This window comes from Saccharopolyspora sp. NPDC045941, assembly GCF_056431445.1.
Map to the genome: position 1 here is coordinate 20,948 of NZ_JBWKKU010000002.1, position 24,132 is coordinate 45,079.

Sequence of the window (24,132 nt, forward strand, 5' to 3'; positions counted from 1 at the left end):
ACGGCGCCGGTCTGCGACATTTCGCACACAACTTCAAGATTGCTGCCGAGCGTGGTGGGTTAGCTGGTCCATCCGAAGTACGGTGACCGTGTGCCTGCCGGTTTTGACGACGTTTTGGGCGCGTAGCGTGGCCAGTGCACGTCCAACCGACTCTCGAGTTGCTCCGATAGCGTTACCGAGCTCCTGCTGCGTGAAGAGGCGACGGATCTCGATGGATCCGTTCCCTTTCCGGTGCCCGTAGAGGTCTGCTAGCTCCAGGAGTAGCCGTGCCAGCCTTGCGGCGACCGGCGCGGTCCCGGCATCGATCCGCCGACGATCTGATTCGTTGACCCGCATAGCGACGTGTTGAAGCACGTGGAATGCCAGTCCGGGCTCTGATTTCATCAGTGTTCGAAAGCGTCCAGCGGGGACCGCAGTGACCTCAACGGCAGTGGATGCCCTCACTGTGGCTGACCGCGGACTGCAGTTGAGGGCGGCGAGTTCTCCGACTAGTTCCCCTCGTCCCCGTAGGGCCAAGAGTGTTCGTTTTCCGGATTCGTCAACATGGTCGACCACAGCCAGCCCTTGTTCAATGAGCATCACCGAGTCTTCATCCCCGTGCTGTTGGATGAGCGCTTCACCACTGGCGAAATGGACTTTTCGCCCTAGCGTGCGCAAATGCTCGATCAAGCTGGTGGGTAACGCGTAGGGGCGGTCATGTCCGGTTCGCTTGTAGGTGGTCATCTCTTGAGCTTGCGATGGCGTTCGAGGTACTCGGTATGGATCCAGACACGCATGCCTTGACGGACCAACGCCACTACCTGAACGGATGTGGCCGGTAATGCGGTTCGTAACAGCTCGCTGTTGGATGCTGGCGCGTTGGTCTCGATCAGCCGATGGGGTAGAGCCTGGGGAGGGGCTCGACCACTCAGGTTGTTCCGTGGCCTGTAGGGCGAGTCGGCGGGGCAGGACATGTTGCGGTCCGTCTGCCGGATCGGGTGCGTGGCGCAGTCGCTCAGCAACGGTCGATGTCACTGATCGTGATCGACTCGTGGCGTTCGGGAGTCGGCGAAAGCCCTTGTGGGGCTTGGGGATTTTGGCGGTGGCGAAGTATTGGAAACTTACTTCGGATGACGTATAAAGTTACGCATGTCCGAGGTCAACGAGCGTTCGGCGCCCACGGGGAACGAGGCCCTGCGTCGCATCCGCACCGATGCGGTGCTGGCCGCGCTTCGCGAGCACGGCCCCGTTTCCCGCACCGAGCTCGCCGGGCTGACCGGGTACCGGCCCTCTTCGCTGACCGAGATCGTGCGCGAGCTGATGGCCTCTGGGCACGTCGTCGAGGCCGGTGCCGGCGACTCCTCCGGCGGCCGTCGGCCGCGGATGCTGGAGTTCAACCCGGCCGCCGAATCGCTGATCGCCGTTTCCCTGGAGGGCGAGCAGGCGCGCGTTTCCGTGGTCGACCTGGCCGGCGAGCTGCTCGGCGCGCACAGCCGCGCCGTTGATCCGCACGAGCCGCTGGACGGGTTGGTCGCCGTCATCGACCAGGCGCTGAAGGAACATCCGCGGCCTCGCCCCGGGCGCGTGGTTTTCTCGCTTCCGGGTGTCGCCACCGAGGCGGGCGCCGTGACGCTCTCGCCCGTGCTGGAGGCGCTCGGCGGGCGCTCGCTCACCGACGCGCTGACCGAGCGGGTCGGGCTGCCCGTGCAGGTTTCCAACGACGTCAACCTCATCGCGCTGGGGGAGCGCGAGCGGGGCGCCGCCGCCGACGTCGATGACCTGGTGCTGATCTACGTCGGTTACGGCATCGGCGCCGCCGTGGTCTCCGGCGGCACGCTCTGCCGGGGCGCCGCCGGGTTCGCCGGTGAGATCGGCTTCCTGCCCGCCGGGCTGCCGCCCACGCCGCACACCGGCGGGCGCGGCGAGTTCGAGCGGCGCTGGAGCGTGCCGGGAATCCGGCAGGCGCTGTCCGAAATGGACGGTGGCACCACCGGTGCGCCGGTCGCCGAGCTGGCCGACCGGGCCGGTGAGCCCGCCGTCGCCGCGCTGCGCAGGCAGGTCATCGAGGCCTGGGCCTACGCCGCCATCGTCTGCGCGTGCGTGGTCAACCCGGCGCGCGTGGTCTTCGCCGGTGCCGCGACCGAACTCGGTCCGGCCGGGCTCGCCGAACTCGCCGAGCTGGTCGGTTCGGCGGCGCCGTCCGCGCCCGAGGTCGTGTTCGCCGAGCTGGGCGCGCAGGCGCTGCACATCGGCGCCGTTTCCCCGTCCCTGATGTCCCCCGCTGCGAACACCACGCAGCCCTCGCGCGAAGGGTAGCCATGCGCAGAATCCTCTCCATCGTCGCCGGCGTGCTGATGCTCGCCGGTGTGACCGCAGGCTGCGGCCTGACCCCCGCCGGCGGCGACTCCGGCCTCACCCTCTACACCGCCCGCGACAAGGCGCTCGCCGAAAGCGTGGTCAAGGACTTCGAGGCCGCCTACCCCGAATACCAGGGCAAGGTCCGGATCCTGACGCTCGGCGCGCAGGAGGCGTCCGAGCGGGTGTCCGCCGAGAAGGGCCGCCCGCAGGCCGACATCTGGTGGGGCGGCTCGCAGCAGCAGTTCACCCAGGCCGCGAACGCCGACCTGCTCGCCCCCGTGCCGGACCAGGTGCGCGACCGGGTTCCGGAGCGCTACCGCGACGCGCAGGGCCGCTGGGTCGGCGAGATGGTGCTCGCCGAGGTCGTCTTCTACAACGACCAGATGCTCACCCCCGAGCAGGCCCCGAAGGACTGGGACGACCTGATCAAGCCGGAGTACCGGGACAAGATCGTCGTCCGCGACGTGGCCGCGTCCGGCACGATGCGCAGCATCTACTCGGCGATGATCAGCCGCAACGGCGGCGCGAACCCCGAGCCGGGCTACGAGTGGCTGCGCAAGCTCGACGCCAACACGAAGGTCTACGCGGCCAACCCGACCGACCTGTACCTGCGCATCCAGCGGCAGGAAGCGCCGATCAGCGTGTGGAACCTGCAGGACGTCATGCTGCAGCAGAAGAAGACCGGCGCGCCGTTCAAGCCGGTGGCGACCACCTCCGGCGTCCCGCAGCTGATCGACGGCATCGCCAAGGTCAAGGGTGGCCCGAACGCCGCCGCCGCGGACAAGTTCCTCGACTTCCTGCTCGGCGTCGAGAAGCAGAAGCAGCTGGCCGAGGAGTACTTCCAGATCCCGACCGTCGAGCAGGCCGGGCAGCCGAGCTGGCTGGCGCCGCTGAACCTGCACGAGATGCCGGTCGACTGGAGCCTGGCCGCCGAGAAGGAGACCGAGTGGATCTCCTACTGGAGCGAGCACATCAAGAACAAGAACTAGCCGGAATACCTTTTCCAGGTTCGTTTTGCGTAGCGGTGCAAGTGGCGGAACCTCAGACGCCGCCTGGACTCCGGGATCCCCGACTTACGTATGACCAATACGCGGCATCGGGGCTGTCCTCGCCAGGCGACGTCTGAGAACCCGCGGCGGTGCAAGCTGCGTAGGTGGGCTAAGCGGCTTCGCCGCTTCAAAAAGCCCGCTGTGCTACTTCCAAAACAGCCGCTATAGCACCTCAAAGTACTCACGGGCCGCCTCGGCCGCCGCTTGCACGGAAAGCCATTCCTCGCCCAGCACGGAGAGTTCAGCATGATCCCCGTTCGCCTCGACCGCGTCAGCAAGAGCTACGGCTCTGCCTCGCCGGTCGTGCACGACATCGACGTGACGATCGAATCCGGCGAGTTCTTCACTCTCCTCGGCCCTTCCGGGTGCGGCAAGTCGACCACGCTGCGCATGATCGCCGGATTCGTCACGCCCACCAGCGGCCGAATCCTGTTCGGCGACCGCGACATCACCGCCACGCCGCCGAACAAGCGGGGCACCGGCATGGTGTTCCAGAACTACGCCCTGTTCCCGCACTACGACGTCGCGCAGAACGTCGCCTACGGGCTGGTCACGCGCAAGGTGGCCAAGGCCGAGCGCAACGAGCGGGTCGCCGCCGCACTCGCCTCCGTGGGGCTCGACGGCTACGCCGACCGGCGGATCGACCAGCTCTCCGGCGGCCAGCAGCAGCGCGTCGCACTGGCCCGGGCGCTGGTCATCTCGCCCTCGGTGCTGCTCCTCGACGAGCCGCTGTCCAATTTGGACGCCAAGCTGCGCGAGGAGACCCGCGTCGAGATCCGCCGCGCGCAGCGGGAAGCCGGGATCACCAGCGTCTACGTCACGCACGACCAGGCCGAGGCTATGGCGATGAGCGACCGGATCGCCGTGCTCGAATCCGGAAAGCTGCACCAGGTCGGCACCCCGCGCGAGGTCTACCACCAGCCCGCCACCGCCTTCGTGGCCAAGTTCATCGGCGGCAGCAACGTCCTCGACGCCGAGATCGTCGAGAGCTCCGGCGAGCAGGCAGTGGTGGAGCTGGCGGGCTCCGGGGCCAAGTTCGCCGCCGGTCGTTCTGCGCAGTTCGCGGCCGCCGTGGGCGACCGGGTCGCGGTGTCGGTCCGGCCGGAGCACCTGACGATCACCGAGGCCGGCGAGGGCAGCTTCGACGCCGTCGTGCGCGCGGTGGAGTTCACCGGCGCCACCTGCGAGTACGAGGTCACCGCGGACGGTCTGGAGCTGTCGGTCGCGGTGCCGGACCGGCCCGGCCTGCCGAAGCCCGGCGACGTCGTCGGGCTTCGCCCGGAGGCCCAGCACGCCTGGCTGGTGCGGCCATGAGCGCCCCGGCCGCGGCGCCGCGGCGCCGCAGGTTGCCCGCCTCCGACGGCGACCGCTTCGTCTACGTGCTGGCCATCCCGGTCGTGCTGGTCCTGCTGTTCCTCGTCGTCATCCCGATGGCGACGACCGCGCTCACCTCGGCGGGCGGGAACGGCCTCGCGGACAACTACGGCAGCCTGTTCGGCGGGTCTTCGGGCCAGGCGCTGCTGCTGTCGCTGGTGAGTTCGCTCGTCTCCGTGTTCTTCTGCGGTGTGCTCGGGACGCTGCTGGCCGTGCTGCTGCACCGCTTCGACTTCCCCGGCCGCCGGGCGCTTTCGGTGTTCGCAGTGCTGCCGATGGCCTTGCCGCCGCTGATCGGCGCCGTGTCGTTCGTGCTCCTCTACAGCGAGACCGGGATCGTGCCCCGGACGCTGTACGCACTGCTCGGCATCTCGCCCGCGAGCACGTCGGTGAGCGGGCTGGCGGGCGTCGTCCTGGTCCACGCGTTCACCATGTACCCGTACTTCTACCTGTCGGTTTCGGCCGCGCTGGCGGGGCTGGACGGCTCGCTGGAGGAGGCCGCCACCAACCTCGGCGCCGGTCGCGCGCGGGTGTGGCGGACGGTGCTGCTGCCGATGCTCACCCCGGCGCTGGTCTCCGGCGCGCTGCTGACGTTCATGATGTCGATGGCGTCGTTCACCGCGCCGCAGCTCTACAACGTGCAGACGCTGACCATGGAGATCGTCTCGGCGCGCACCTCGGGCAACGCCGCGCTCGCGGCCACCCAGTCGACGGCGCTCTCGGTGGTGTCCATCGCCTTCCTGCTGAGCATGCGCTGGTACCAGGGCCGCCGCGTGCACCGCAGCCTGTCGAAGGGCACGCCGAGCGCGCGCCGCGCACCGGGCTCCGCCGCCGCGAAGTTCGCCGCCGCGCTGGGCAGCCTGCTGCTCACGGTGGTGCTGCTGGCGCCGGTGCTGGTGATCGTGCTCGTGTCGTTCTCGGTGGACGGCGCCTGGACGACGCAGGTGCTGCCGCCCGAGTACACATTGGACAACTACCTGCGGATCTTCGCCGAGCCGCAGAGCCTGCTGCCGATCTCGGTGAGCGTGCAGACCGCGCTGCTGGCCACCCTGGCCGCGATCGTCATCGGCGCGGCGGCCTCGTGGGTCGTCGCCCGCTGGAAGGGCCCGGGCCGCGGCGCGCTGGACGTGATCATCATGCTGCCGTGGGCGCTGCCCGGCACGGTCATCGGCGTGAACCTGGTGACGGCGTTCAACGAACCCGGCGTCGGCAATCTCGGCCTGACGCTGGTCGGGACGCTGTGGATCCTGCCGGTCGCCTACTTCGTCCGGTTCGTGCCGCTGGTGTTCCGCTCGACCAGCGCCTCCCTGGAGCAGCTCGACCCGTCGCTGGAGGAGGCGGCGCGCAACCTCGGCGCCGGTCCGCTGCGGGTCCTGCGCACGGTCACGCTGCCGCTGGTGCTGCGCGGCGTGCTCGCCGGCGCGCTGCTGGCCTTCGTGGACGGCGTCGGCGAGTACGTCGCCTCGGTGGTGATCTACCCGCCCGGCCTGCCGCCGATGTCGGTGGAGATCTACAACCGCATCTACTCCTCGGAGTTCGGCACGGCGGCCGCCTACGGCGCGCTGCAGATCGTGCTGATCCTGGTCGTCCTCGCGGTGTCGAACCGCCTCGGCCAGGGCCCGCGCCAGAAGCGCTCGCCGACGGTGATCCCCGCCGCGTAGCACCACGTCCACGACAATCCACAGTGGAAAGAGCTGTTCACATGACCAAGCCTCCGGAACTGTCCAACTACTGGCAGAACCACCTCCGGGTGGCCTTCGAGAAGTCCGCGCCGCAGCTGTACCGGCCGATGCTGCACGCCAGCCTCGTGCACGTGGTGATGCTCGCCGAGCAGGGCCTGCTGCCCGCCGCCCGGGCCCGGCAGCTGCTCGGCGGGCTGCGCGAGCTGCTCGCGGCCGACGACGACCGGTTCGCCTTCGACGGCAGCGTCGAGGACGTCTACTACCTCGTCGAGCAGCGGCTCGCCGCGGCCGCCGGAATCCGGCCGTCCGAGCTGGACGTGCAGCTGGCCCGCTCCCGCAACGACCTCGACGCCGGCGTGTTCCGCATGGTGCTGCGGGAGAACGTGCTGGATCAGGCCCGCCAGGCATGTGCCGCCGCCGAGGCCGCCGCGGCCCAGGCGGGTCGCTGTGCCGACGTCCTGATCACCGGGTTCACCCACCGCAGGCCCGCCCAGCCGACGACGCTCGGGCACGTGCTGGCCGGCTACGCCGAGGCGCTGCTCAGCCAGGCCGAGGAGCTGCTGTCGGTCTACGACGAGCTCGACGTCAACCCGCTCGGTTCGTGCGCGTTCGCCGGCACCGACCTGCCCATCGCGCCGCCGCGGCTCGCCGAGCTGCTCGGCTTCCGGGAGACCTTCACCTCCAGCTACGAGGCGGTGGCCGGGGCCGAGCACCTGATGCGCACCGCGGCGGTCCAGGCCCGCATCCTGGCCACCGGTGCCCGGATGGCCCGCACGATGCTGGACTGGATGACGTACGGCTGGATCGTCACCCCGGACTCGTACTGCCAGGGCTCCAGCATCATGCCGCAGAAGAAGAACCCGGTGGTGCTGGAGCACATGTGCTCGATGGCCGGAGCGGCGGCGGCCGACCTGGCCGCGACGATGAACAACGTCGGCGCAGCCTGGTACGAGGACTCCAACAACGCCACCACGGACGTCCAGGAGCACCTCTGGCGGGCCGGTGACCGCGCGGTGCGGTTCCTGACGCTGATGCGCGGCCTGCTGGAGGAGCTGAGCCCGCAGAACCCGCCTTCGCCGGAGGACGTCGTGGCCACCGGCGCGACCACCACGGCGATCGCCGAAGCGCTGGCGGGCGCGGGAATCCCCTGGCGGGGCGCGCATTCCGTGGTCGGCGCGCTCGTCCGGCAGGCGCCGCCGGCGGAGTGGACCGCCGCCGTGGTCGCCGCCGCGATCGCCGAGGCCGGACTGGGCACCGTGGACGATTCGGTGGTGGAGGCGGCGCTGGCCGCGGGGCTTCGCCCGCAGCAGGTGCTCGACCGTCCCCAGGACGGCGGCCCCGGCGCCGCGGCGGTGCGCCGCACGGCGGAGCTCGCCCTGGCCCGCGCCCGGGTGCTGGCCAGCGCGTTCGCCGACCGCAGGGCCGCACTGGGCGAAGCCGGGAGCAAGCTCGACGCGGCCGTGGACGCCGTGCTGGCCGGAGGCCGCGGGTGAGCCATCCAGCTCCCGACAACCGAATCACCGTGGTTGGCAACGTGAACCTCGACGTCCTGGTCGCCGGGGCGGCGGAGCTCCCGCCGCCGGGCACCGAGCAGATCGTGCCGTCGATCGTGCTGCGGCCCGGCGGTTCGGCCGCGAACACCGCGATCGTGCTGGCCCGGCTCGGCAGGCCGACGGTGCTGGCCGGGCGGGTCGGCGACGACGGGACCGCACGGCTGCTCGCCGACCAGCTGGACATCCCCGGCCTGCGGTTGGAGCTGGCCCAGGTGCCCGGCGAGCACACCGGCGTGACCGTCGCCGCCGAGGCACCGGGCCGGGATCGCGCGTTCCTCTCGGCGCTCGGGGCGATGGCCGACCTGGACGCGACCGCCGTGCCCGAAGCGGCGCTGACGGCCCGGTTCGTGTTGCTGTCCGGCTATTTCCTGCTTCCTGCGCTGCAGGGCGAGCCCGCTCGTGACCTGCTGGCGCAGGCGCGGCAGGCCGGGGCGCGCACCGCGCTGGACACCGGTTGGGATCCGGCCGGCTGGGACGCCGGAACCCGCGCGGAGGTGCTGCGGCTGCTGCGCGAGGTCGACGTGTTCCTGCCCAACGACGACGAACTGCACGCCCTGCACGGCGATCGGTGCGACGACGAGGTCGCGGCCCGCAGCATCGCCGACGAGACCGGGGCGACCGTGGTGGTCAAGCGCGGGGCACGAGGCGCCCTCGTCGCTCGACCAGGCCAGCCGCACAGCACTCATCCGGCGCCCGAGGTGCAGGTCCGGGACTCCACCGGCGCCGGCGACGCGTTCAACGCCGGACTGCTGCACAGGCTCGCCGACGGCGCGTCCACGGGCGACGCCGCCGACTACGCCGTCCGGGTCGCAGCGACCGTGATCAGCAGGCCCTCGCACGACCGGGCCTTCGCACTGGAGGACGTGATGACATGAGCGGCCCTGTGTCAGCCCCAGCTCTGCTCAACGGCACCTCAGGGGACCGTGACGCAACCCAGCCACAAGAAACCGCGAAACGCGAGATCACTCCCGGACGGGACCACCACCGTGATTCGCGGAGAGGCGGAACAGTGCGCGGGATCCCGATCGTCGACTTCCACCTGCACTTCCGGATCGAGCACGACGAGGCGACCAGGGATCTCTCCGGCGGCCAGTTCAGCTGCGCCGACCACGACGAGGCGGCCCAGCGCCGCCGCGCCGAGCAGGTGGCGGAGCAGTCCCGGCGCTGGCGGCGGGCCTGGGACTTCCCCGATCCGCAGCCGGATCCCGAGCGGACCTGGCAGGCCGAGGCGGACATGTGGCTGGCCGAGCTCGACCGCTACGAGATCGCCCACGCGGCGTTCGTCACCGGCTGCGGAGACGAGCGGGTGGCCGAGCTCGTCGCCCGCGCACCGGAGCGGTTCTCCGGGATGGCGAACCTGCGCGACCTCACCGCCCCGGACGCCGCCGAGCGCCTGGCGCGGGCGATCGACGAGTTCGGCCTGCGCGGGCTGAAGCTGTTCGCCCCGCTGCTGCCGCACCGCATCGACGACCCGGCCGCCGACCCGGTGTGGCGGGTGGCCGCCGACCGCGGCATCCCCGTGCTGATCCACTTCGGGCACTGCGGCTCCAGCGGGGGAGTGGCGCACAACGCGCACATCGAACCCGCGTGGCTGGAGCCGGTCGCCAAGCGGTTCCCGGGCATCCCGTTCGTGGTCCCGCACTTCGGCGTGCAGCACGTGCAGCAGGTCCTGTTCCTGTGCTGGGCTTGCCCGAACGTGCTGGTGGACACCTCGGGCTCGAACCAGTGGGTGCGCTGGATGCCCTACAAGCTGACGCTGGAGGACCTGTTCCGGCGCTGCTACGAAACGATCGGCCCGGAACGCATCGTCTTCGGCAGCGACTCCTCCTGGTTCCCGCGCGGCTACTGCCACCGGTACCTGGCCGACCAGCTGCGGGTGTGCCACGAGATGGGCATGCCCGAGGCGGACCTGCGCGCGATCTTCGGCGGCAACGCCGCACGACTGCTGGGGATTCCCGGCCTCGGGAAGGGAACGGAATGACGACGGAAGCGGGCACCTGGATGGCCGCGGAGATCGCCGAACAACCGCGGGTGCTGGCCGACCTGGCCGGGCGCGCGGGGGAGTTCCGGGAGGTGGCGGAGCGGCTCGAACGCAGCCGCCCGCGGTTCGTGCTGTTCGCCGCGCGCGGCTCCAGCGACAACGCGGCGCTGTACGGCAAGTACCTTGCGGAGGTGCTGCTCGGGCTGCCTGCTGGATTGGTGTCGCCCTCCACGACCACGCTGTACGGGGCCGAGCCGGACCTGACGGACGTCGCGCTCGTCGCGGTCAGCCAGAGCGGCGGTTCCCCGGACCTCGTGGAGGTGACCGAGCAGGCGGCCAAGCGCGGGGCGTTCACGGTCGCGGTGACGAACACGCCGGACTCGCCCCTCGGTGCTGCGGCGCAGCACACCCTGGACATCGGGGCAGGGGTGGAGCGTGCGGTCGCGGCGACCAAGACCTACACCGCGACGCTCCTCGCGCTGCACCTGCTGTTCTCCGGGGTCCGAGGCGGGGCGACCGCCGAGCGCATCGGCGAGCTCGCACAGTCCTGTTTGGACGGAAATGAGGAGCGGGTCGCCGCTGCCGCGCACCGGTTGCGCTTCGCGGACCAGGTGATCACCACCGCGCGTGGGTATTCGCTGGCCACCGCGCACGAAGCGGCGTTGAAGCTGGCGGAGACCAGCTACCTGGTCACCCGCGCCTACAGCGGTGCAGATCTGCTGCACGGGCCGATCGCGGCGGTGGGCCAGGAAACGGCGGTGCTGGCGGTGACCGGAACCGGGCCGGGCGGCGCGGCGATGGCGGAGCCGCTGGCCAGGCTCGCCGGGCAGGGCGCCGACATCCTGCGGGTCGGCCCTGGCGACGACGCGCAGCTGCGCATCCCGGAGCTGCCGGAGGAGTTCTCGCCGGTACTGGAGGTGCTGCCGCTCCAGCGGCTCGCGTGGGCGCTGGCCACGGCGCGCGGCTACGACCCGGACCGCCCGGCCGGGCTGCGCAAGGTCACCGAAACCCGCTGAAGCCCCGTGCCGCCGGACCGACCGGGGCCTTGCGCGACGTGGTTCGCTCTGCTCGTGCCCTGGTCAGGGCTTGTGGGCGGCGGTGTACTGCTCGTCGGTGACCGGTTCGAGCCAGGTGGTGCCGTCTCCGTCGTCGGTTCCCTCGAGCATCGCGATGTGGCTCATGCAGGTGCTGTTGGTGCCGCCGTGCCAGTGCTCCTCGCCGGGCGGGGTCCACACGGTGTCGCCCGCCCGCATGCGGATGACCTTGCCGTCGCGGTTGACGACGAAGCCGACGCCCTCGGTGACGTGCAGGGTCTGGCCGACGGCGTGGGAGTGCCAGTTGGTGCGCGCGCCGGGGGTGAACCGGACCAGGGCAGCGACCAGCCGCGATGGCGGCTCCGCCTTCTTGAGCGGCGTCACGTGGACGTCGCCGGTGAACGCGGCCGCCGGGGCCTTGACGGTGTCGTTGACGGGGATGAGTTCCACGGATCTCTCCTTCTCGTGTCGTGCCGGATTGTCGGCGGCCCGGTGCGGGCCCGCCATCGGCGGCGGGATCAGGCCGCGAAGACGTTCTTGGCGACGGCCATCGCCGCCATCGCGCGCGGCCAGCCCGCGTAGAAGGCCAGGTGGGTCAGCGCCTCGATCAGCTCGGCTTCGGTGTTGCCGTTCTCCCTGGCCAGGCCGAGGTGGAAGACGAGCTGGTCGGTGTTGCCCGCGGTCGCCAGGGCGGCGACCGTGACCAGGCTGCGTTCCTTCGGGGTGAGATCAGCGCGCTGCCAGACTTCGCCGAAGAGCACGTCGTCGGTGAAGTGCACGAGCGCGGGCGCGAAGTCGCCGAACATCTTCTCCGCGGCGGACGGCTCCCGCCGCACGTTCTGGTCGGTCATGCGTGTCCTATCCGGGTCGTTGTCCTCGGTGACCGGCGCGACTCCGGTGGCGCGGCGTGGCGGCCGCTTCGGCCGCCGGCCGCGTCGTCCAGGAGGCGGTCACATCACGAGCAAACCCCGGTCGGCGCACGTGCGGGAGGGCGCATCTTTCCGGGTCACGGCAGAACCCCCCTCGCCGCCGAGGCCCGTCGTACCGTGGACGGCGTGAGCGCCAAGAGCACCGAGGCCCGCGACTTCCTGGTCACCCGCCGGGCCAAGATCACCCCGGACCAGGCCGGGCTCAGCCACTTCGGCGGCAACCGCCGGGTTCCCGGCCTGCGCCGCGAGGAGGTCGCGCTGCTCGCCGGCGTCTCCGTCGACTACTACACGCGGCTGGAGAAGGGCAACCTCGCCGGCGTCTCCGACAGCGTCCTGGACGCCGTGGCCGGCGCCCTCCGGCTCGACGAGGCCGAACGCGTCTACCTGTTCGACCTCGCCCGCGCCGCGAACGCCGCCGGCCGCCCCCACGCCGGCCAGCGCCGGCGCCCGGCGCAGCGGGTGCGCCCGGTCGTGCAGCAGATCATCGACGGCATGACCAACACCGTCGCGTTCGTCCGCAACGGCCGGCTGGACATCCTCGGCGCCAACGCGCTCGGGCGGGCGCTGTACTCGCCGGTCTTCGACAGCCCCACCCGCACCAGCGAGGTCACGCCGCCCAACATCGCCCGCTTCGGCTTCCTCGACCCCGCCGCCCGCGACTTCTTCCCCGACTACGACGAGTCCTGCCACACCTCGGTCGCCATCCTGCGCACCGAAGCGGGCCACAACCCGCACGACCGCGGCCTCACCGACCTCATCGGCGAGCTGTGCACCCGCAGCGAGGACTTCCGCACCCGCTGGGCCGCGCACGACGTCCGCCTCCACCGGACCGGCACCAAGCACTTCCACCACCCCGTCGTCGGCGACCTCACCCTCAACTTCGAAGCCATGCAGTTCACCGCCGACGCGGGCCTCACCCTCAGCGCCTACACCGCCGAACCCGGCTCGCCTTCGGCGGAGGCACTCCAACTGCTCGCCAGCTGGGCGGCCACCGCCACACCGCTGAAATCGTCCTAAGTGGTCGTGGTGGGGACGCAGGCGATCGCGTTGAAGGCCCTGGAGATCGGGGCCGTCATGAAGCCGCCCTCCGCCCGGATCCTCCGGTAGGCGCCGTCCTCGGGGTCGAGCGCCGCGATCGTCAGCGGTGCGTCGCCGGTGAAAGCCGTTTCGATGCAGTCCGGTTCCAGCGGCGGCAACGAAACTTCCCGCGTTTCCAGGCCGTCCGGGGTCAGCGCGCCGTCCACGGCTCGGCCGCCGATGCTCGTCGCGGCGATCGCCACGTAGTCGTCGCCCAGCGCCTCGGCCAGGTGGTAGCCGGCCGGGAACAGCCCGAACGCGCCTTCGTGCTCGACAGGGGTCCGCCGGAGGTGCGTGTTGTGCATGGCGAAGACGATCCGGGGTTCCGCGGCCAGCAGGTCCAGGACCGTTTCGGCCGCGTAGCGGTCGAGTTCGGCCGTGCCGACGGCGAGACCCGTACCGCTGAGATTTCGGTGGAAGTGGTCCAGGTGCCAGGCGCCGCGCAGGTGCCTTACCGCCGCGGCGTGCTCGCGACCACGGCCCTCGGAGCGGTGGTGGGCGGCCATGCACTCCATGCGCGCCAGCAACCGGCTCAGCGGTAGAACTCCGCGGCGTGGTGGGTGCTTTCGCCGATCCCCACGACGCAGGCGTCGCCGATCACGTCGCACAGCGGTTCCAGGTCGTCCAGCGGTGCATCCGGGTCCACCGAGGCCGTCACCGCCTGGGCCCGCGTCACCGGCGGGCTCCGGCCACGTTCGCGGCGATGATCACCAGGACGAAGGCGGTGAGCGCCGTGGTCACCCGGATGTCGTTGAACGTGCCCCAGACCGCGAGCCGGTCCAGGTGGTCGGGGGCGAGCCGGCCGGCGGCCCAGCGCTTCATCTCCTGGTTGATCGGCACGTTCCCGAACCTGGTCACCAGGAACGAGGCCACCGCGAGGGCGGTGGCGGCGATCGCCAGCGTGCGCGCCCGGCCGCGGGCGCTGAAGGCCAGCCAGCCGGTGGTCGCGACAGCCGCCGCCATCAGGAGCTGCATGACGACGCCGTTGACCTTCATCAACTCGGTGCGGAACGCGAGGTGCACGTCCAGCGGCACGGCCGAGAACGTCGGCGTCACGTTGGCCCAGCCGTAGAAGAACGCCCCGGAGAGCACTCCGGTCGCCAGCAGCGCGAAGCCCGTGGCGAGCCGCGCGTTGATCGATTTCGCAGACATGGGGTGAGGTTGCGGTGCGGCGCTCGCAAACCGCACACAGCCCGCTCGCAGCAGGCGGGTTGTCCGCTTCGTCCCGATCCGGAATCGGGACGCGAATGTACGGACGCGCCGGAATGGTGCGGGGTTGCTTTTTCCGCTTGTTCTGTGGGGAATTTCCCGGCCGCGCCGTTCTGCATATGCCGTTGATCCGCCGCGCGTAGCGTGACCGGAGTCCGTTGAAATTCTTCGCCCAGCCCGGTTCGCCGTGCTGTTTCCGGCTGACCGGGCAAGGGGAATCGTTGTGTAGGTGGTAGTTCCATGAAGCGCTTAGCCCTGTCGATGATCGGCACCGCCGCGTTGGCCCTGACCCTCGTCGGCGTTCCCGCGCAGGCCGCGCCCGCTGATCCGGAGGCGGCCGCGTCCTGCACGTTCACCGGCCACTCGAAGAGCCTCGGCGAAACCGGATTCGGCCTGCGCGCCAGCGCCACGACCAACCAGTCGGGCTGCAAGGTCACCGGGAAGCTGGAGCGCAAGAGCGGTTCGGGCTGGACCGGTGTGAAGACGAAGGCCGCGACCTCCGACGGCTCGAAGAACGCCCTCTTCAACTTCGAGTGCGGCAGTCGCGCCGAATACCGGCTGATCGTCACCACCGGCGGTGACTCGGCCACCATCGGATCCACCGGAAAGGTCTGCTGAGCGGAATTCGCGCGGAGCGGCGGAATTCGCCGCTCCGCGCTTTCCTGGCAGGGCGGGCGCATGCGGATAGGAGTCCTCGGGCCGCTGGACATCAGTGCCGGCGGCGAGAAGGTCGTCGTGGGCGGCGTTCGACTGCGCACGCTGCTCGGTCGGCTCTCGCTGGACTCCGGGCGCACCGTTTCGGTGGAGGCGCTGACCGAGGCCCTGTGGCCAGGCGCCGACGGGCCCGCCGACCGCGTGCACGCACTGCACTCGCTGGTGTCGAGGCTGCGGCGGCTCCTGCCGGACGCCGTGCTGCGCGAGTCCAACGGATACCGGCTGAACGCGGAATCGGTGGACTGCAGGCGATTCGAGGAACTCGCCCGCGATGGCCGCAGGGCCCTGCACGACGGGCACATCGAGCAGGCGGGCCGGTTGCTGCGCGAAGCGCTGGCGCTGTGGCGCGGAGTCGCGTTCGAGGACGTCCCGGACGCGCCGTTCGCCGTGGCGGCGCGGGCGCGGTTGGCCGAGCTGCGGCTCGCCGCGATCGAGGACCGGGCGCAGGTCGATCTGCAGACCGGAGCCGAATCCCCGCAGCTGGTGACCGAATTGCAGGCCCTGACCGCGGCGCATCCCGACCGCGAGCGCGCCCGGGCACTGCTGCTGCGCGCGCTCCAATCGACCGGGCGAACGGCCGAAGCGCTGAGCAGCTACGAGGAATTCCGCGTGGCGCTGGCGGAAAAGCTCGGCGCCGACCCATCGCCGGAACTGCGCGAGGCGCATCTGGCCGTGCTCCGCGAGGAAACGACCACCCGGCCGCGCGGCAGCAACCTGCGCGCCGCGCTGACGAGCTTCGTCGGGCGCGATGCCGAACTGGCCCTGGTCGACCGGAGGCTGGCCGAGCACCGGCTGGTCACGCTGACCGGCCCGGGAGGCGTGGGCAAGACGCGGCTGGCGACGACCGCGGCCGCCGCCCTGGCCGGTGAGCAGGCGGGCGCGCTGCCCAGGCACCGCACGTTGCGCGCGGTGGTCGACTGGAGCTGGGACCTGCTCGACGAGGCGGAACGATCGGTCGTCGCAGCGCTGGCGGTGTTCGGCGGTTCGATGACCGCGGAGGCCGCCGACCGCGTCTGCCCCGGCGACCTGCCCGCGGCGATGGTCCTGTCCGCGCTGGTGGACAAGTCGTTGCTGGTCGTCGATCCGGTCCACGATGGACGGTCGATCCGGTACCGGATGCCGGACACGATCCGCGAGTACGGCCTGGAGAAGCTGGCCGACGCCGACCGGGTCCGGGCCGCCCACGCGCGGTACTTCCGCGAGATCGCCGAGCAGGCCGCACCGCACCTGCGCGGACCGGAACAGCTGGAATGGGCGCCCCGGCTCGCCGCGGACCGCGACAACTTCCGCGTCGCGCTGCGCTTCGCCTGCGGCGCGGGCGAAGCGGACACGGCGATCCGGCTCGCGACGGCGCTCGCCTACTACCTGACCATGCACGGCGATCACGCCGAGGCGGCCCGGCTCCTGCGGACGGCGCTGGAACTCCCGGCCGGCGCCACCGCGGCGAACCGCGTCCCCGCCACGGCCGCCTACCTGCTGAACGCGGTGCTCTCCGGCGAAGTCGCCCCCGAGGCGATCGGCAGATGCCGCGAAGCCGCCGGCAGCGAGCACCCTTCCGGAGCCGTGATCGAGCCGCTCATCGCGCTGCTCACCGGGGATTTCGACGCGGCCCTGGCGGCGATCGACCGGCGGCAACCGCATCCGGCACCGCTGGCGCGGGCGATGCTGTCGTTCGTTCGGGCGCTGGTGAACGGCAACCGCGGTGCCCTGCCGAAGACCTGCGACGACCTCGCCACGGCCGCCGAGCGGTTCCGGGAGCTGGGCGACCGGTGGGGGTTGGTCAGCTCGCTGACCTACCTCGGCATCACGCGGACGATGCTCGGCGATCCCGACGCGGCGATCGCGGCCCTGCGGCGCTCGATGACCCCGGCCCGCGAGCTCGGCAACGACCACCATCAGCGGATCTGGCTGGCGACCGCGTACGCGCACGCCGGGGACGCCGAACGCGCGGAAGCCGAACTGCGCGGCGTGGTCGAGTCCGAACCGGCAGCCCAGCACCTCGCCCTCGCCCGGCTGAAGCTCGGCGACCTGGCGCGCGGTGGCGGCGACCTGCGGGCCGCGGACGAGCAGTACGACCTCGCGTGGTGGGCGGCCGGGCCGCGCCGAGACGTCGACCCGGTCTTCCGCTCGATGCACGGAGTGGCCCGGGCGCGGCTCGCCCTGGCCCGCGGCGCGTGCGAGGAGGCCCGGCGCGACCTGCGATCGGCGCTCGCGGCGGCGTCGAAGACGTCGGACCTGGTCCTGGTGGCGGCGATCGGCAGCGCGATCGCCGAACTACCGGCCCGAACCGGGGAATTCGCGGCGGCGGCGGAACTCCTCGGAGCGGCCGCAGCGCTGCGAGGAGCGCCGGACGCGCTGAACCCGGACATCGCGCGCCTGGCGAGCGAACTGGGCGCGGCGCTGGGCGAACGAGCAGCGTCCGAAGCGACGGCCCGCGGAAACGGCCTGAACCGAAACGAGATCCTCGACCTCTTCGAACACCACCTCGCGGACCCCGGAGGCATGGGTCGGTGAGCCTCCGGGACAGCTGCGGAGGCCCACCTGGAACTGGTTTCGCGCGAAACGCCGCGGAACGAGCCCCCGGCATCCCCGGAGGACACCTCGGAAGTGCAGCGGTGATCCCCAGGTCGCGTTCGTCCCGATAGACGAGGCGACCGGTCCGTTCGCGCCAACCTGGGGTGTTTCCGGTGGGTGTTGTGGTGCGTCTCATCGGCCGCGCGCGGCGAGGGGGGTTTCGTACCGGGGCGATCAACCGGGACAATGCGCGGCCATGGCCTATGAGCGCGCAGATCCCCGAGCCGGTGATCCAGGGCGGCCGGGACCCGGACAACCCTCCGAGCGGCCGGGGCCGCCACCCGGAGCACCGCAGGGCGGACCGCCGCCGGGGCGGCCTCCGCAGCCGCCGGGCCAGCCGCCGCAAGGCCAGGTGCCACCCGGCCAGATGCCGCCGGGCCAACCCGGGCCGCCCCGGCAGGGGCCGGGTCAGCCGATGCCGCCCCAGCCGGGACCGCCGCCGGGCCAGCCGGGACCGCACCAGGGTCCGCCGGGACCGCCCGGTCAGCCGGGTGGCGTGCAAGGCCCGCCAGGAGGTCAGCCCGGCCAGCCGCCCGGCCAGCAACAAGGCCCGCCGCCCGGACCGCCGCCGGCAGGCCAGCCGACGCAGGTGGTGCCGCAGGGACCACCGCCAGGGGGCCAGCCGACGCAGGTGGTGCCGCAGGGCCCGCCCCCGGGAGGCCCGCCGATGCCGCCGCCCGGCGGTCCGCAGGGTGTTGCGCCGTCCGGGACGGTGCCGATGGGCCAGTCGGCGCCGGTCGGGCAGCACCCGGTCCAGCAGCCGCCCGCCAACCAGCACCCGGCGACGCGCATCCAGCAGCGCATGGAGCCCCCGGAACCCGAGCCGTTCCGGGATCAGGGCACGCTCCGCGACCCGGAGCCGTACCAGGACCGCTATCGCGACGACCAGTACGACGACCGCTACCGCGACCAGTACCAGGACCGGTACCGGGACGACCAGTACGACGACCGCTATCGCGACGACCCGTACCGGGATCACTACCGCGACGACCAGTACCGGGAGCCGGAGCGCGATCGCTACCGGGAGTCCCGCGCGGACCGCCACCGGGACCGGGACCGGGACTACGACGACCGCCGCGACCGCGGGCCGCGCTTCCAGGGGCCCAGCGCCGACACGATCGGCCGCGTGGTCCAGGTGTTCACGGCGCTGATCGCGCTGGTCTTCGTGCTGCACATCATCTTCTCGGTCGTCGGCGCCAACCAGGACAACGACTTCGTCGCGTTCACCTACGGCACGGCGAAGTTCTTCGTGTTCGGCCTCGGCGACGTGTTCACCCCGGGCGACGCGACGATCGGCTTGATCTTGAACTACGGCCTCGCGGCGCTGATCTACCTGTTCGCGGGCCGGATCATCGCCCGCGCGCTGAAGCGCTGAGCGTTCTCCGGTCGTGAGTGTTTTGGAGTGCCGTAGCAGTCCAAAGCGCTCACGACCACGCTGGAGAGCCCGTTTCGAATGTCGTGATGTAGCGGCATTCATGAGGCGGGGATCCCACAGCGAGAAGGCGACCGTAATTGCCGCAGGGGGCCGCCACCCGCGCCGCTACGCAGGGCGAGTTTTGGGAACAGGTTCTAGAGCGGGTGGCCGTAGCGGGCGAGGATCCGGGCGCGCAGCTCCGGGTCGTTGCGCGGCACCGGCTCCAGGAACACCTCGTCCAGTTCCGCGAATTCGGCGCGCAACATCGAGTCGATGCGCACCACGGCGCGTTCCAGCTCGGTGGAGTCCAGCGTCGCGGCGAAGTCCAGGCGGGCGCAGAACAGCACCCGGTCGGTCCCGGTGTTCATGGACAGCACGTCCACGACGAAGTCCACCTCGGGCTGCTCCGCGAGCCTGTTCCGCACGGCCGCCAGCAGCCGCCGGTCGGCCTGCTGGCCGATCAGCAGCCCCAGGTTGGTGCGGGCCATGGTGTAGGCGACCGCGGCCAGCAGCGCGCCGATCGCGAGCGAGGCGAGCCCGTCCCAGGCGCTCGACCCGGTGAGCTGGTGCAACCCGAGCCCGGCGAACGCGAGCAGCAGCCCGGCCAGCGCGGCGCTGTCCTCCAACAGCACCGTCTTGACCGTCGGGTCGTCGGAAATCCGCAGGTGGTGGAGGATCTTGTCGCCGCTCTCGGCGGCCTCGGCCCGCACCTGCCGCATCGCGCGCAGCCAGGACACGCCCTCCAGGACGAACGCGATCGCGAGCACGACGTACCCGACCAGCGGCTGGGTCTGCTCCTCCGGCGGGCCGAGCAGGGTGCGGAAGCCCTCGATGAAGGCGAAGACGGCGCCGGAGACGAAGATGCTCATCGCGGCGATCAGCGACCAGAAGTACCGCTCCTTGCCGTAGCCGAACGGATGGCGGGCGTCGGCGGGCTTGCCGGAGCGCCGCAGCGCGGTCAGCAGGAACACCTCGGTGCACGTGTCGGCCACCGAGTGCGCGGCCTCGGAGAGCATCGCCGCCGACCCGGTGATCACCCCGGCGAACGCCTTCATGGCCGCGATGGCCAGGTTGATGGTCAGCGCCACCAGCACCGTGAGCGTGCTCTCGCCGCCCTTGTCCGCGTCCGCCATCGTCGACTCCAGGTCCTCGTCACTCCGGCGAACACGCTAGGCGCGCCGGGGCGGCCAGGCCCGCCAAGGGCGGTCACGCCGCGAGTCGGGCCTCCCGCAGCGCCGCGCGGATCTCCTCCAGCGCATCCGGGTTCCGGCGCGACGAGCTCGCGCGGCTCGCCGCCAGGCACCCGGAGATCACGCCGATCGAGCTCGGCCACTACGGCGACGGCGGGCTGCACCTGATCTGCCGCTGCCCGTACAGGTCGCCGCCGACCCCGACGCGGTCGATGACGTGCGCCGGCTCGTCTACGACACGGCGGTGCGGGATCACGGCGGCACCTTCAGCGTCGAGCACGGCACCGGGCCGAAGAACGCGGATATGTACTGCCACTACGTGCCGGAGGACGTGCGCGAACTCTCGGCGGCGCTGAAGCGGCGCTTCGACCCGGACGGCATCCTCGGCCGATCGCTTTCGTCACCTGACCGGGTGAGCAGGTGAAACGGGGTCCGTGCCGCGGGCCGGGCGACTTGGGGCGCGCCACATTTCGAGGGGGCGGCGGCCGTGTTATGCCCGGGCATGGCACCCTTGGGTTGGCTGTTCCTGCATTTCGCAAGGGTGCGGCTGCGCACGTACGCCCCGGTAGCGCCGGATAGCCGGGCCATGACCAGGAGTGGCTGAGTGGAAAGTTTTTTCTCCTTCATCCTCTACCCGGTGTCGGCGATCTTGTGGTTCTGGCACAAGATCTTCGGCGCCGTGCTCGGGCCGGACAACGGGTTCGCCTGGGCTCTTTCGGTGTTCTTCCTGGTGTTCTCGCTGCGCGTGGTGCTGCTGAAGCCGGCGATCAGCCAGCTGCGCGCCGGCCGGAAGATGGCGAAGTTCGCGCCGCAGATCCAGAAGCTGCGTGAGAAGTACAAGAACGACCGCCAGCGCATGGCGCAGGAGATGCAGAAGTTGCAGTCCGAGCACGGGGTCAACCCGCTCGGCGGCTGCCTGCCCGCGCTGCTGCAGATCCCGGTCTTCCTGAGCCTGTTCCACGTCCTGCGGAACTTCACGCCGGGCGCGCAGAGCAACTTCATCTTCGACCGGGCGGGCGTCGAGTCGTTCATCAACGCCGACATCTTCGGCGCCAAGCTGTCGAACTGGATCACCCAGCCCGAGGCCGAGCTCGCGCTGTTCGGCACCGACCGGACGTCCATGATGATCGTCGGCATCCCGCTGATGCTCATCGCGTCGGTGGCCACGTTCTTCACCATGCGGCTGTCGGTCAAGAAGCAGACCGACGCGGCGATGGCCAACCCGCAGTCGGCGGTGATGGCCAAGTTCATGATGTACATCGCGCCGGTCGGCGCGATCATCTCCGGCTGGTTCCTGCCGATCGCGGTGCTGCTGTACTGGCTGGCGAACAACGTCTGGACGCTGGGCCAGCAGCACTTCCTGACCAAGAAGATCGACCGCGAGCAGGAGCGCGAGAAGGCCAAGGAGATCGAGGCCAAGAAGGCGGCGCCGCGGCCGAAGCCGGGCCAGAAGCCGGTGCGCGCCGAGGCCAAGAACGGCGAAGAGGACGCGGAGCCGGCCGCCGCGACGACGGGCGGCGCGACCGCTGGAGGCGCGAAGCCGGCCGGCGGCAATCAGGCCGGCGGAGCCAACGGCCAGCGGCCGGGCGGCAAGAAGAACCAGCCGAAGAACCGGCCGGGGAAGCAGGCCGCGTCGGCCAAGAAGGGCAAGAAGAGGCGTTAGGTCCGCAATTTCAATGGAAATCAGAGCCCTGATTTCCATTGAAATTGCGGCGAACGGAACGAAGGTTCCGTAGTTCGGAAGTGGCGAAAGGGCCGGTGGAGGAAGATCCACCGGCCCTTTCGCTTGTTCCGGGACGTCCGCCGGGCCGCCCGGAGGCGGTCGGGCGGGTTACTCCGGGGTGGCCACGACGATGCGGTTCTCGTCGTAGCCGAGATCACCGCCGACGTAGCGCCCGCCGCAGGTCACCAGCACCAGGCGATGCGCGCCGCCCTGACCGAACAGCTCGCGGGCCCGGCCGGGCAGCTCGTCCTTGTCCACCGTGACGACCTCCGACACCCGGTACCGGTACTCCCGGCCGGCGTCGTCGACGACGGTGACCGACTGGCCGGTCCGCGATTCCCACAGCTCGGCGAACGGTCCGACGGTGCCCTGCCAGTTGACGTGCCCGGCGAGCACCGTCGCGCCCTTCGGCGCGTCCAGCCCGGCGCCCCACCAGGTCGCCTCGCCGACGCCGTCCGGCACCGGCAGGGTTCCCGAGCGGTCGATCTCCTTGCGCACGAGCTCCGCCGTGCCGCCCTGCGGCAGCCGGATCGTGCCCGGCGGCTGCCCGGCCGGCACGTGCACCGGCTGGGCGGGCAGCGCCTGCGGGGCGACCGCCGCGGCGTGCGGTGTCGGTTCGGCCGGTGCGACCGGGACGGTCAGGGCGGCCGGCTGATCGCCGCCGAACAGGCCGCCGGCGATCAGGACGACCGCCGCGACCAGTCCGATGACGCCGGCCGCCACCAGCGCGAACAGGGAACGTCGAGACTTGCTCACTGCTGCCGCCCCGCCCCGATCCGGCGGCGCACCGCCACCGCGCCGAAGGCCGCGACCAGGGGCAGGCCCGCCAGACCGCCGATCAGCCCGGCGGGGGTCCCGCCGTCCGCCGGGGTCGGGTCACCGGCCGGGATGTGGATCGGCACGGTCGGGGTGTTCGGCGTGTTGGCCAGGCTCAGCTCCAGCGTCTCGCCGGGCTGGACCGTGCCGGACACCGACGGCGGGTTCGCCTCGTCGAACGCCTCCTCGTAGCCCTTGGCGGGCGCGACCTCGGTGAGCTTGATCTCCTGCGGGGTGCGCAGGTCGGGCACGGTGACGGTGCCGTCATCGCCGGTGACGACCACGAGGGGCTGCCCGTCCTCGCCGAGCAGCGGGGTGCCGTCCTGGCGCAGCGCGGGCGAGCCGTCTGCGGCGGTCACGCGCAGCGAGACGCCGGCGATGCCCGCCTGGCTCTCCGCGTCGACCTTGCCGACGTGCACCACGCCGGGCGCGGTCACCGCGGTCGCGGTGGCCTCGACGGAGAGCTCCTGCTCGCCGCCGGTGGACACGACGCGCTGGGTCGTGTCGGGCTGGTTGACGGCCTGCCGCACGTACGGCCGCTCGGCCGGGGCGGACAGCTTGCCGGTGATCTTCGGGTTCGGGCCGGTCGGCGTGACCTTCAGCGCCAGCGGGCTGCCGTCCTCCGGCGTGGTGACGGTGCCGTCGGCGTCCAGGCCCTCGACCGTCGCGTCGGTCAGCGCGAGCTCGACCGGGACGCCGCCGACGCCCTTGTCGTCCGCGCGCCGCACCACGAGCGTCCAGTCCGCGGCCTGGCCGATGGTCTGCTCGCCCTCGGACGCGGTGAGCTCGGCCTTCCAGGGGCCCCGGTTCGCCGCGGCTTCCGCCTCGAGCTCCTCGACCGCGGCCTGAGCGCCCTGCGGCAGCTTGGCGAAGTGGGCGTCGGCGTCGTAGCCGATGCGCTTGAAGTCGTTCTCCGGGTCGAGGTCCGCCTGGCTGCGCGGCGCGGCGGTCCACGAGTGCAGCAGGTGCGCCAGCGCGGCGGCCTCGTCCGGCGACTGCGTGTTGCCGTAGCGCAGCAGCAGGTACGAGATGTTCGCCGCCACGTCGTCCGGCAGCTTCGTGCCCCACTTGGTCTTGAGCTCGTCGCCAGGCTGGTACTCCTCGCCGCTGTCCGGGGCGGTCAGCGCGAACTGCACGCACCAGACCTGCTGCCCGTTGACGAGGTAGGAACCCAGCCAGTCGCGGTCCGGTTCCGGGTTGCCCCGGTACGGTTGCCCGGGCCGGGTCTCGTGGCCGATCGCCTCCTGCGGGTCGGCGCTAGCGGCGCCCGGGGTGGCGAGCAAGCTGCCCCCCGCGAGCACGGCGGTGCCGAGCACCGCCGTGAGCCATTTCCTGAACATGCGCATGCAGCTCCAGTTCCGGTGGTGGAGGTGAGAGGCGCCACGTGCTCGTTCTGCGAACCCCGACCAGGAGCACGGGTCGCCTCAGCGATGATTCCGATCACGGAGCGTGTCCACAAGAGGTCATTAGGCGGAC

Annotated in this window: 23 protein-coding genes; 14 read left to right on the forward strand and 9 right to left on the reverse strand. The window is 71.4% G+C overall.

Annotated features, from left to right (window positions below; all coding sequences use genetic code 11):
- Positions 1-33: 33 nt before the first annotated feature.
- Positions 34-723, reverse strand: coding sequence for a Crp/Fnr family transcriptional regulator (locus tag AC07FN_RS01890; protein WP_478393904.1), 690 nt, complete (start codon positions 721-723; stop codon positions 34-36).
- A gap of 405 nt (positions 724-1,128) precedes the next feature.
- Between AC07FN_RS01890 and AC07FN_RS01895 the strand changes: the two genes are divergently transcribed.
- The 8 genes from AC07FN_RS01895 to AC07FN_RS01930 all read left to right on the forward strand — a co-directional run bounded on the left by AC07FN_RS01895 (position 1,129) and on the right by AC07FN_RS01930 (position 10,992).
- Positions 1,129-2,295 (forward strand): ROK family transcriptional regulator, encoded by a 1,167-nt coding sequence (locus AC07FN_RS01895; RefSeq protein ID WP_478393905.1) that lies wholly within the window; start codon positions 1,129-1,131, stop codon positions 2,293-2,295.
- 2 nt (positions 2,296-2,297) lie between these two features.
- Positions 2,298-3,326, forward strand: coding sequence for an extracellular solute-binding protein (locus AC07FN_RS01900; RefSeq protein ID WP_478393906.1), 1,029 nt, complete (start codon positions 2,298-2,300; stop codon positions 3,324-3,326).
- A gap of 306 nt (positions 3,327-3,632) precedes the next feature.
- Positions 3,633-4,700 (forward strand): ABC transporter ATP-binding protein, encoded by a 1,068-nt coding sequence (locus tag AC07FN_RS01905; protein WP_478393907.1) that lies wholly within the window; start codon positions 3,633-3,635, stop codon positions 4,698-4,700.
- Positions 4,697-6,421, forward strand: coding sequence for an ABC transporter permease (locus tag AC07FN_RS01910; protein WP_478393908.1), 1,725 nt, complete (start codon positions 4,697-4,699; stop codon positions 6,419-6,421). Before AC07FN_RS01905 ends, AC07FN_RS01910 begins: the two co-directional genes overlap by 4 nt.
- Positions 6,422-6,462: 41 nt before the next feature.
- A complete protein-coding gene (locus tag AC07FN_RS01915; protein WP_478393909.1) occupies positions 6,463-7,935 on the forward strand; it encodes a lyase family protein in 1,473 nt (490 codons plus the stop codon).
- Between the two features lie 29 nt (positions 7,936-7,964).
- Positions 7,965-8,870, forward strand: coding sequence for a carbohydrate kinase family protein (locus AC07FN_RS01920; RefSeq protein ID WP_478393910.1), 906 nt, complete (start codon positions 7,965-7,967; stop codon positions 8,868-8,870).
- Between the two features lie 134 nt (positions 8,871-9,004).
- On the forward strand, positions 9,005-9,976 hold the full coding sequence (locus AC07FN_RS01925) for an amidohydrolase family protein (protein ID WP_478393911.1): 972 nt from the start codon (positions 9,005-9,007) through the stop codon (positions 9,974-9,976).
- A complete protein-coding gene (locus tag AC07FN_RS01930) occupies positions 9,973-10,992 on the forward strand; it encodes an SIS domain-containing protein (protein ID WP_478393912.1) in 1,020 nt (339 codons plus the stop codon). Before AC07FN_RS01925 ends, AC07FN_RS01930 begins: the two co-directional genes overlap by 4 nt.
- Positions 10,993-11,055: 63 nt before the next feature.
- Here AC07FN_RS01930 and AC07FN_RS01935 read toward each other — a convergent pair whose 3' ends face one another.
- Positions 11,056-11,460, reverse strand: a complete 405-nt coding sequence (locus AC07FN_RS01935) for a (R)-mandelonitrile lyase (RefSeq protein ID WP_478393913.1) — start codon at positions 11,458-11,460, stop codon at positions 11,056-11,058.
- A 68-nt stretch (positions 11,461-11,528) separates the two neighbouring features.
- Positions 11,529-11,861 carry a carboxymuconolactone decarboxylase family protein gene (locus tag AC07FN_RS01940; RefSeq protein WP_478393914.1) on the reverse strand — a complete coding sequence of 111 codons (333 nt, stop codon included), beginning with the start codon at positions 11,859-11,861 and terminating at the stop codon, positions 11,529-11,531.
- Positions 11,862-12,065: 204 nt separating this feature from the next.
- Here AC07FN_RS01940 and AC07FN_RS01945 point away from each other — a divergent pair, with 204 nt between their 5' ends.
- Positions 12,066-12,956: a helix-turn-helix domain-containing protein gene (locus AC07FN_RS01945; protein ID WP_478393915.1), complete on the forward strand. Its 891-nt coding sequence runs from the start codon at positions 12,066-12,068 to the stop codon at positions 12,954-12,956.
- On the opposite strand, the gene AC07FN_RS01950 is transcribed toward AC07FN_RS01945, so the two are convergent.
- From AC07FN_RS01950 to AC07FN_RS01960, 3 genes are read right to left on the reverse strand one after another with little or no spacing between them, the layout of a single operon-like run.
- Positions 12,953-13,543, reverse strand: a complete 591-nt coding sequence (locus tag AC07FN_RS01950) for an erythromycin esterase family protein (protein WP_478393916.1) — start codon at positions 13,541-13,543, stop codon at positions 12,953-12,955. The genes AC07FN_RS01945 and AC07FN_RS01950 overlap by 4 nt on opposite strands.
- Positions 13,544-13,548: 5 nt before the next feature.
- Positions 13,549-13,692: a hypothetical protein gene (locus AC07FN_RS01955; protein ID WP_478393917.1), complete on the reverse strand. Its 144-nt coding sequence runs from the start codon at positions 13,690-13,692 to the stop codon at positions 13,549-13,551.
- Positions 13,689-14,168 carry an anthrone oxygenase family protein gene (locus tag AC07FN_RS01960; protein ID WP_478393918.1) on the reverse strand — a complete coding sequence of 160 codons (480 nt, stop codon included), beginning with the start codon at positions 14,166-14,168 and terminating at the stop codon, positions 13,689-13,691. Before AC07FN_RS01960 ends, AC07FN_RS01955 begins: the two co-directional genes overlap by 4 nt.
- A gap of 297 nt (positions 14,169-14,465) precedes the next feature.
- Between AC07FN_RS01960 and AC07FN_RS01965 the strand changes: the two genes are divergently transcribed.
- The 3 genes from AC07FN_RS01965 (at position 14,466) to AC07FN_RS01975 (ending at position 18,888) form a co-directional block, all read left to right on the forward strand.
- A complete protein-coding gene (locus AC07FN_RS01965; protein WP_478393919.1) occupies positions 14,466-14,843 on the forward strand; it encodes a peptidase associated/transthyretin-like domain-containing protein in 378 nt (125 codons plus the stop codon).
- A 60-nt stretch (positions 14,844-14,903) separates the two neighbouring features.
- Positions 14,904-17,453, forward strand: a complete 2,550-nt coding sequence (locus AC07FN_RS01970) for an AfsR/SARP family transcriptional regulator (RefSeq protein ID WP_478393920.1) — start codon at positions 14,904-14,906, stop codon at positions 17,451-17,453.
- 727 nt (positions 17,454-18,180) lie between these two features.
- Positions 18,181-18,888 (forward strand): hypothetical protein, encoded by a 708-nt coding sequence (locus tag AC07FN_RS01975; RefSeq protein WP_478393921.1) that lies wholly within the window; start codon positions 18,181-18,183, stop codon positions 18,886-18,888.
- Between the two features lie 194 nt (positions 18,889-19,082).
- On the opposite strand, the gene AC07FN_RS01980 is transcribed toward AC07FN_RS01975, so the two are convergent.
- Positions 19,083-20,060 carry a cation diffusion facilitator family transporter gene (locus AC07FN_RS01980; RefSeq protein ID WP_478393922.1) on the reverse strand — a complete coding sequence of 326 codons (978 nt, stop codon included), beginning with the start codon at positions 20,058-20,060 and terminating at the stop codon, positions 19,083-19,085.
- Between the two features lie 232 nt (positions 20,061-20,292).
- On the opposite strand from AC07FN_RS01980, the gene AC07FN_RS01985 reads away from it, so the two are divergent.
- Complete coding sequence (locus AC07FN_RS01985) at positions 20,293-20,541, forward strand: FAD-linked oxidase C-terminal domain-containing protein (protein ID WP_478394075.1); 249 nt, start codon at positions 20,293-20,295, stop codon at positions 20,539-20,541.
- 180 nt (positions 20,542-20,721) lie between these two features.
- Positions 20,722-21,780 carry a membrane protein insertase YidC gene (gene yidC / locus AC07FN_RS01990; RefSeq protein WP_478393923.1) on the forward strand — a complete coding sequence of 353 codons (1,059 nt, stop codon included), beginning with the start codon at positions 20,722-20,724 and terminating at the stop codon, positions 21,778-21,780.
- A 168-nt stretch (positions 21,781-21,948) separates the two neighbouring features.
- Here yidC and AC07FN_RS01995 read toward each other — a convergent pair whose 3' ends face one another.
- Together AC07FN_RS01995 and AC07FN_RS02000 are read right to left on the reverse strand one after the other, a co-directional pair.
- Positions 21,949-22,596, reverse strand: a complete 648-nt coding sequence (locus AC07FN_RS01995; protein ID WP_478393924.1) for a class F sortase — start codon at positions 22,594-22,596, stop codon at positions 21,949-21,951.
- On the reverse strand, positions 22,593-23,996 hold the full coding sequence (locus AC07FN_RS02000; RefSeq protein ID WP_478393925.1) for an MSCRAMM family protein: 1,404 nt from the start codon (positions 23,994-23,996) through the stop codon (positions 22,593-22,595). Before AC07FN_RS02000 ends, AC07FN_RS01995 begins: the two co-directional genes overlap by 4 nt.
- Between the last annotated feature and the right edge of the window lie 136 nt (positions 23,997-24,132).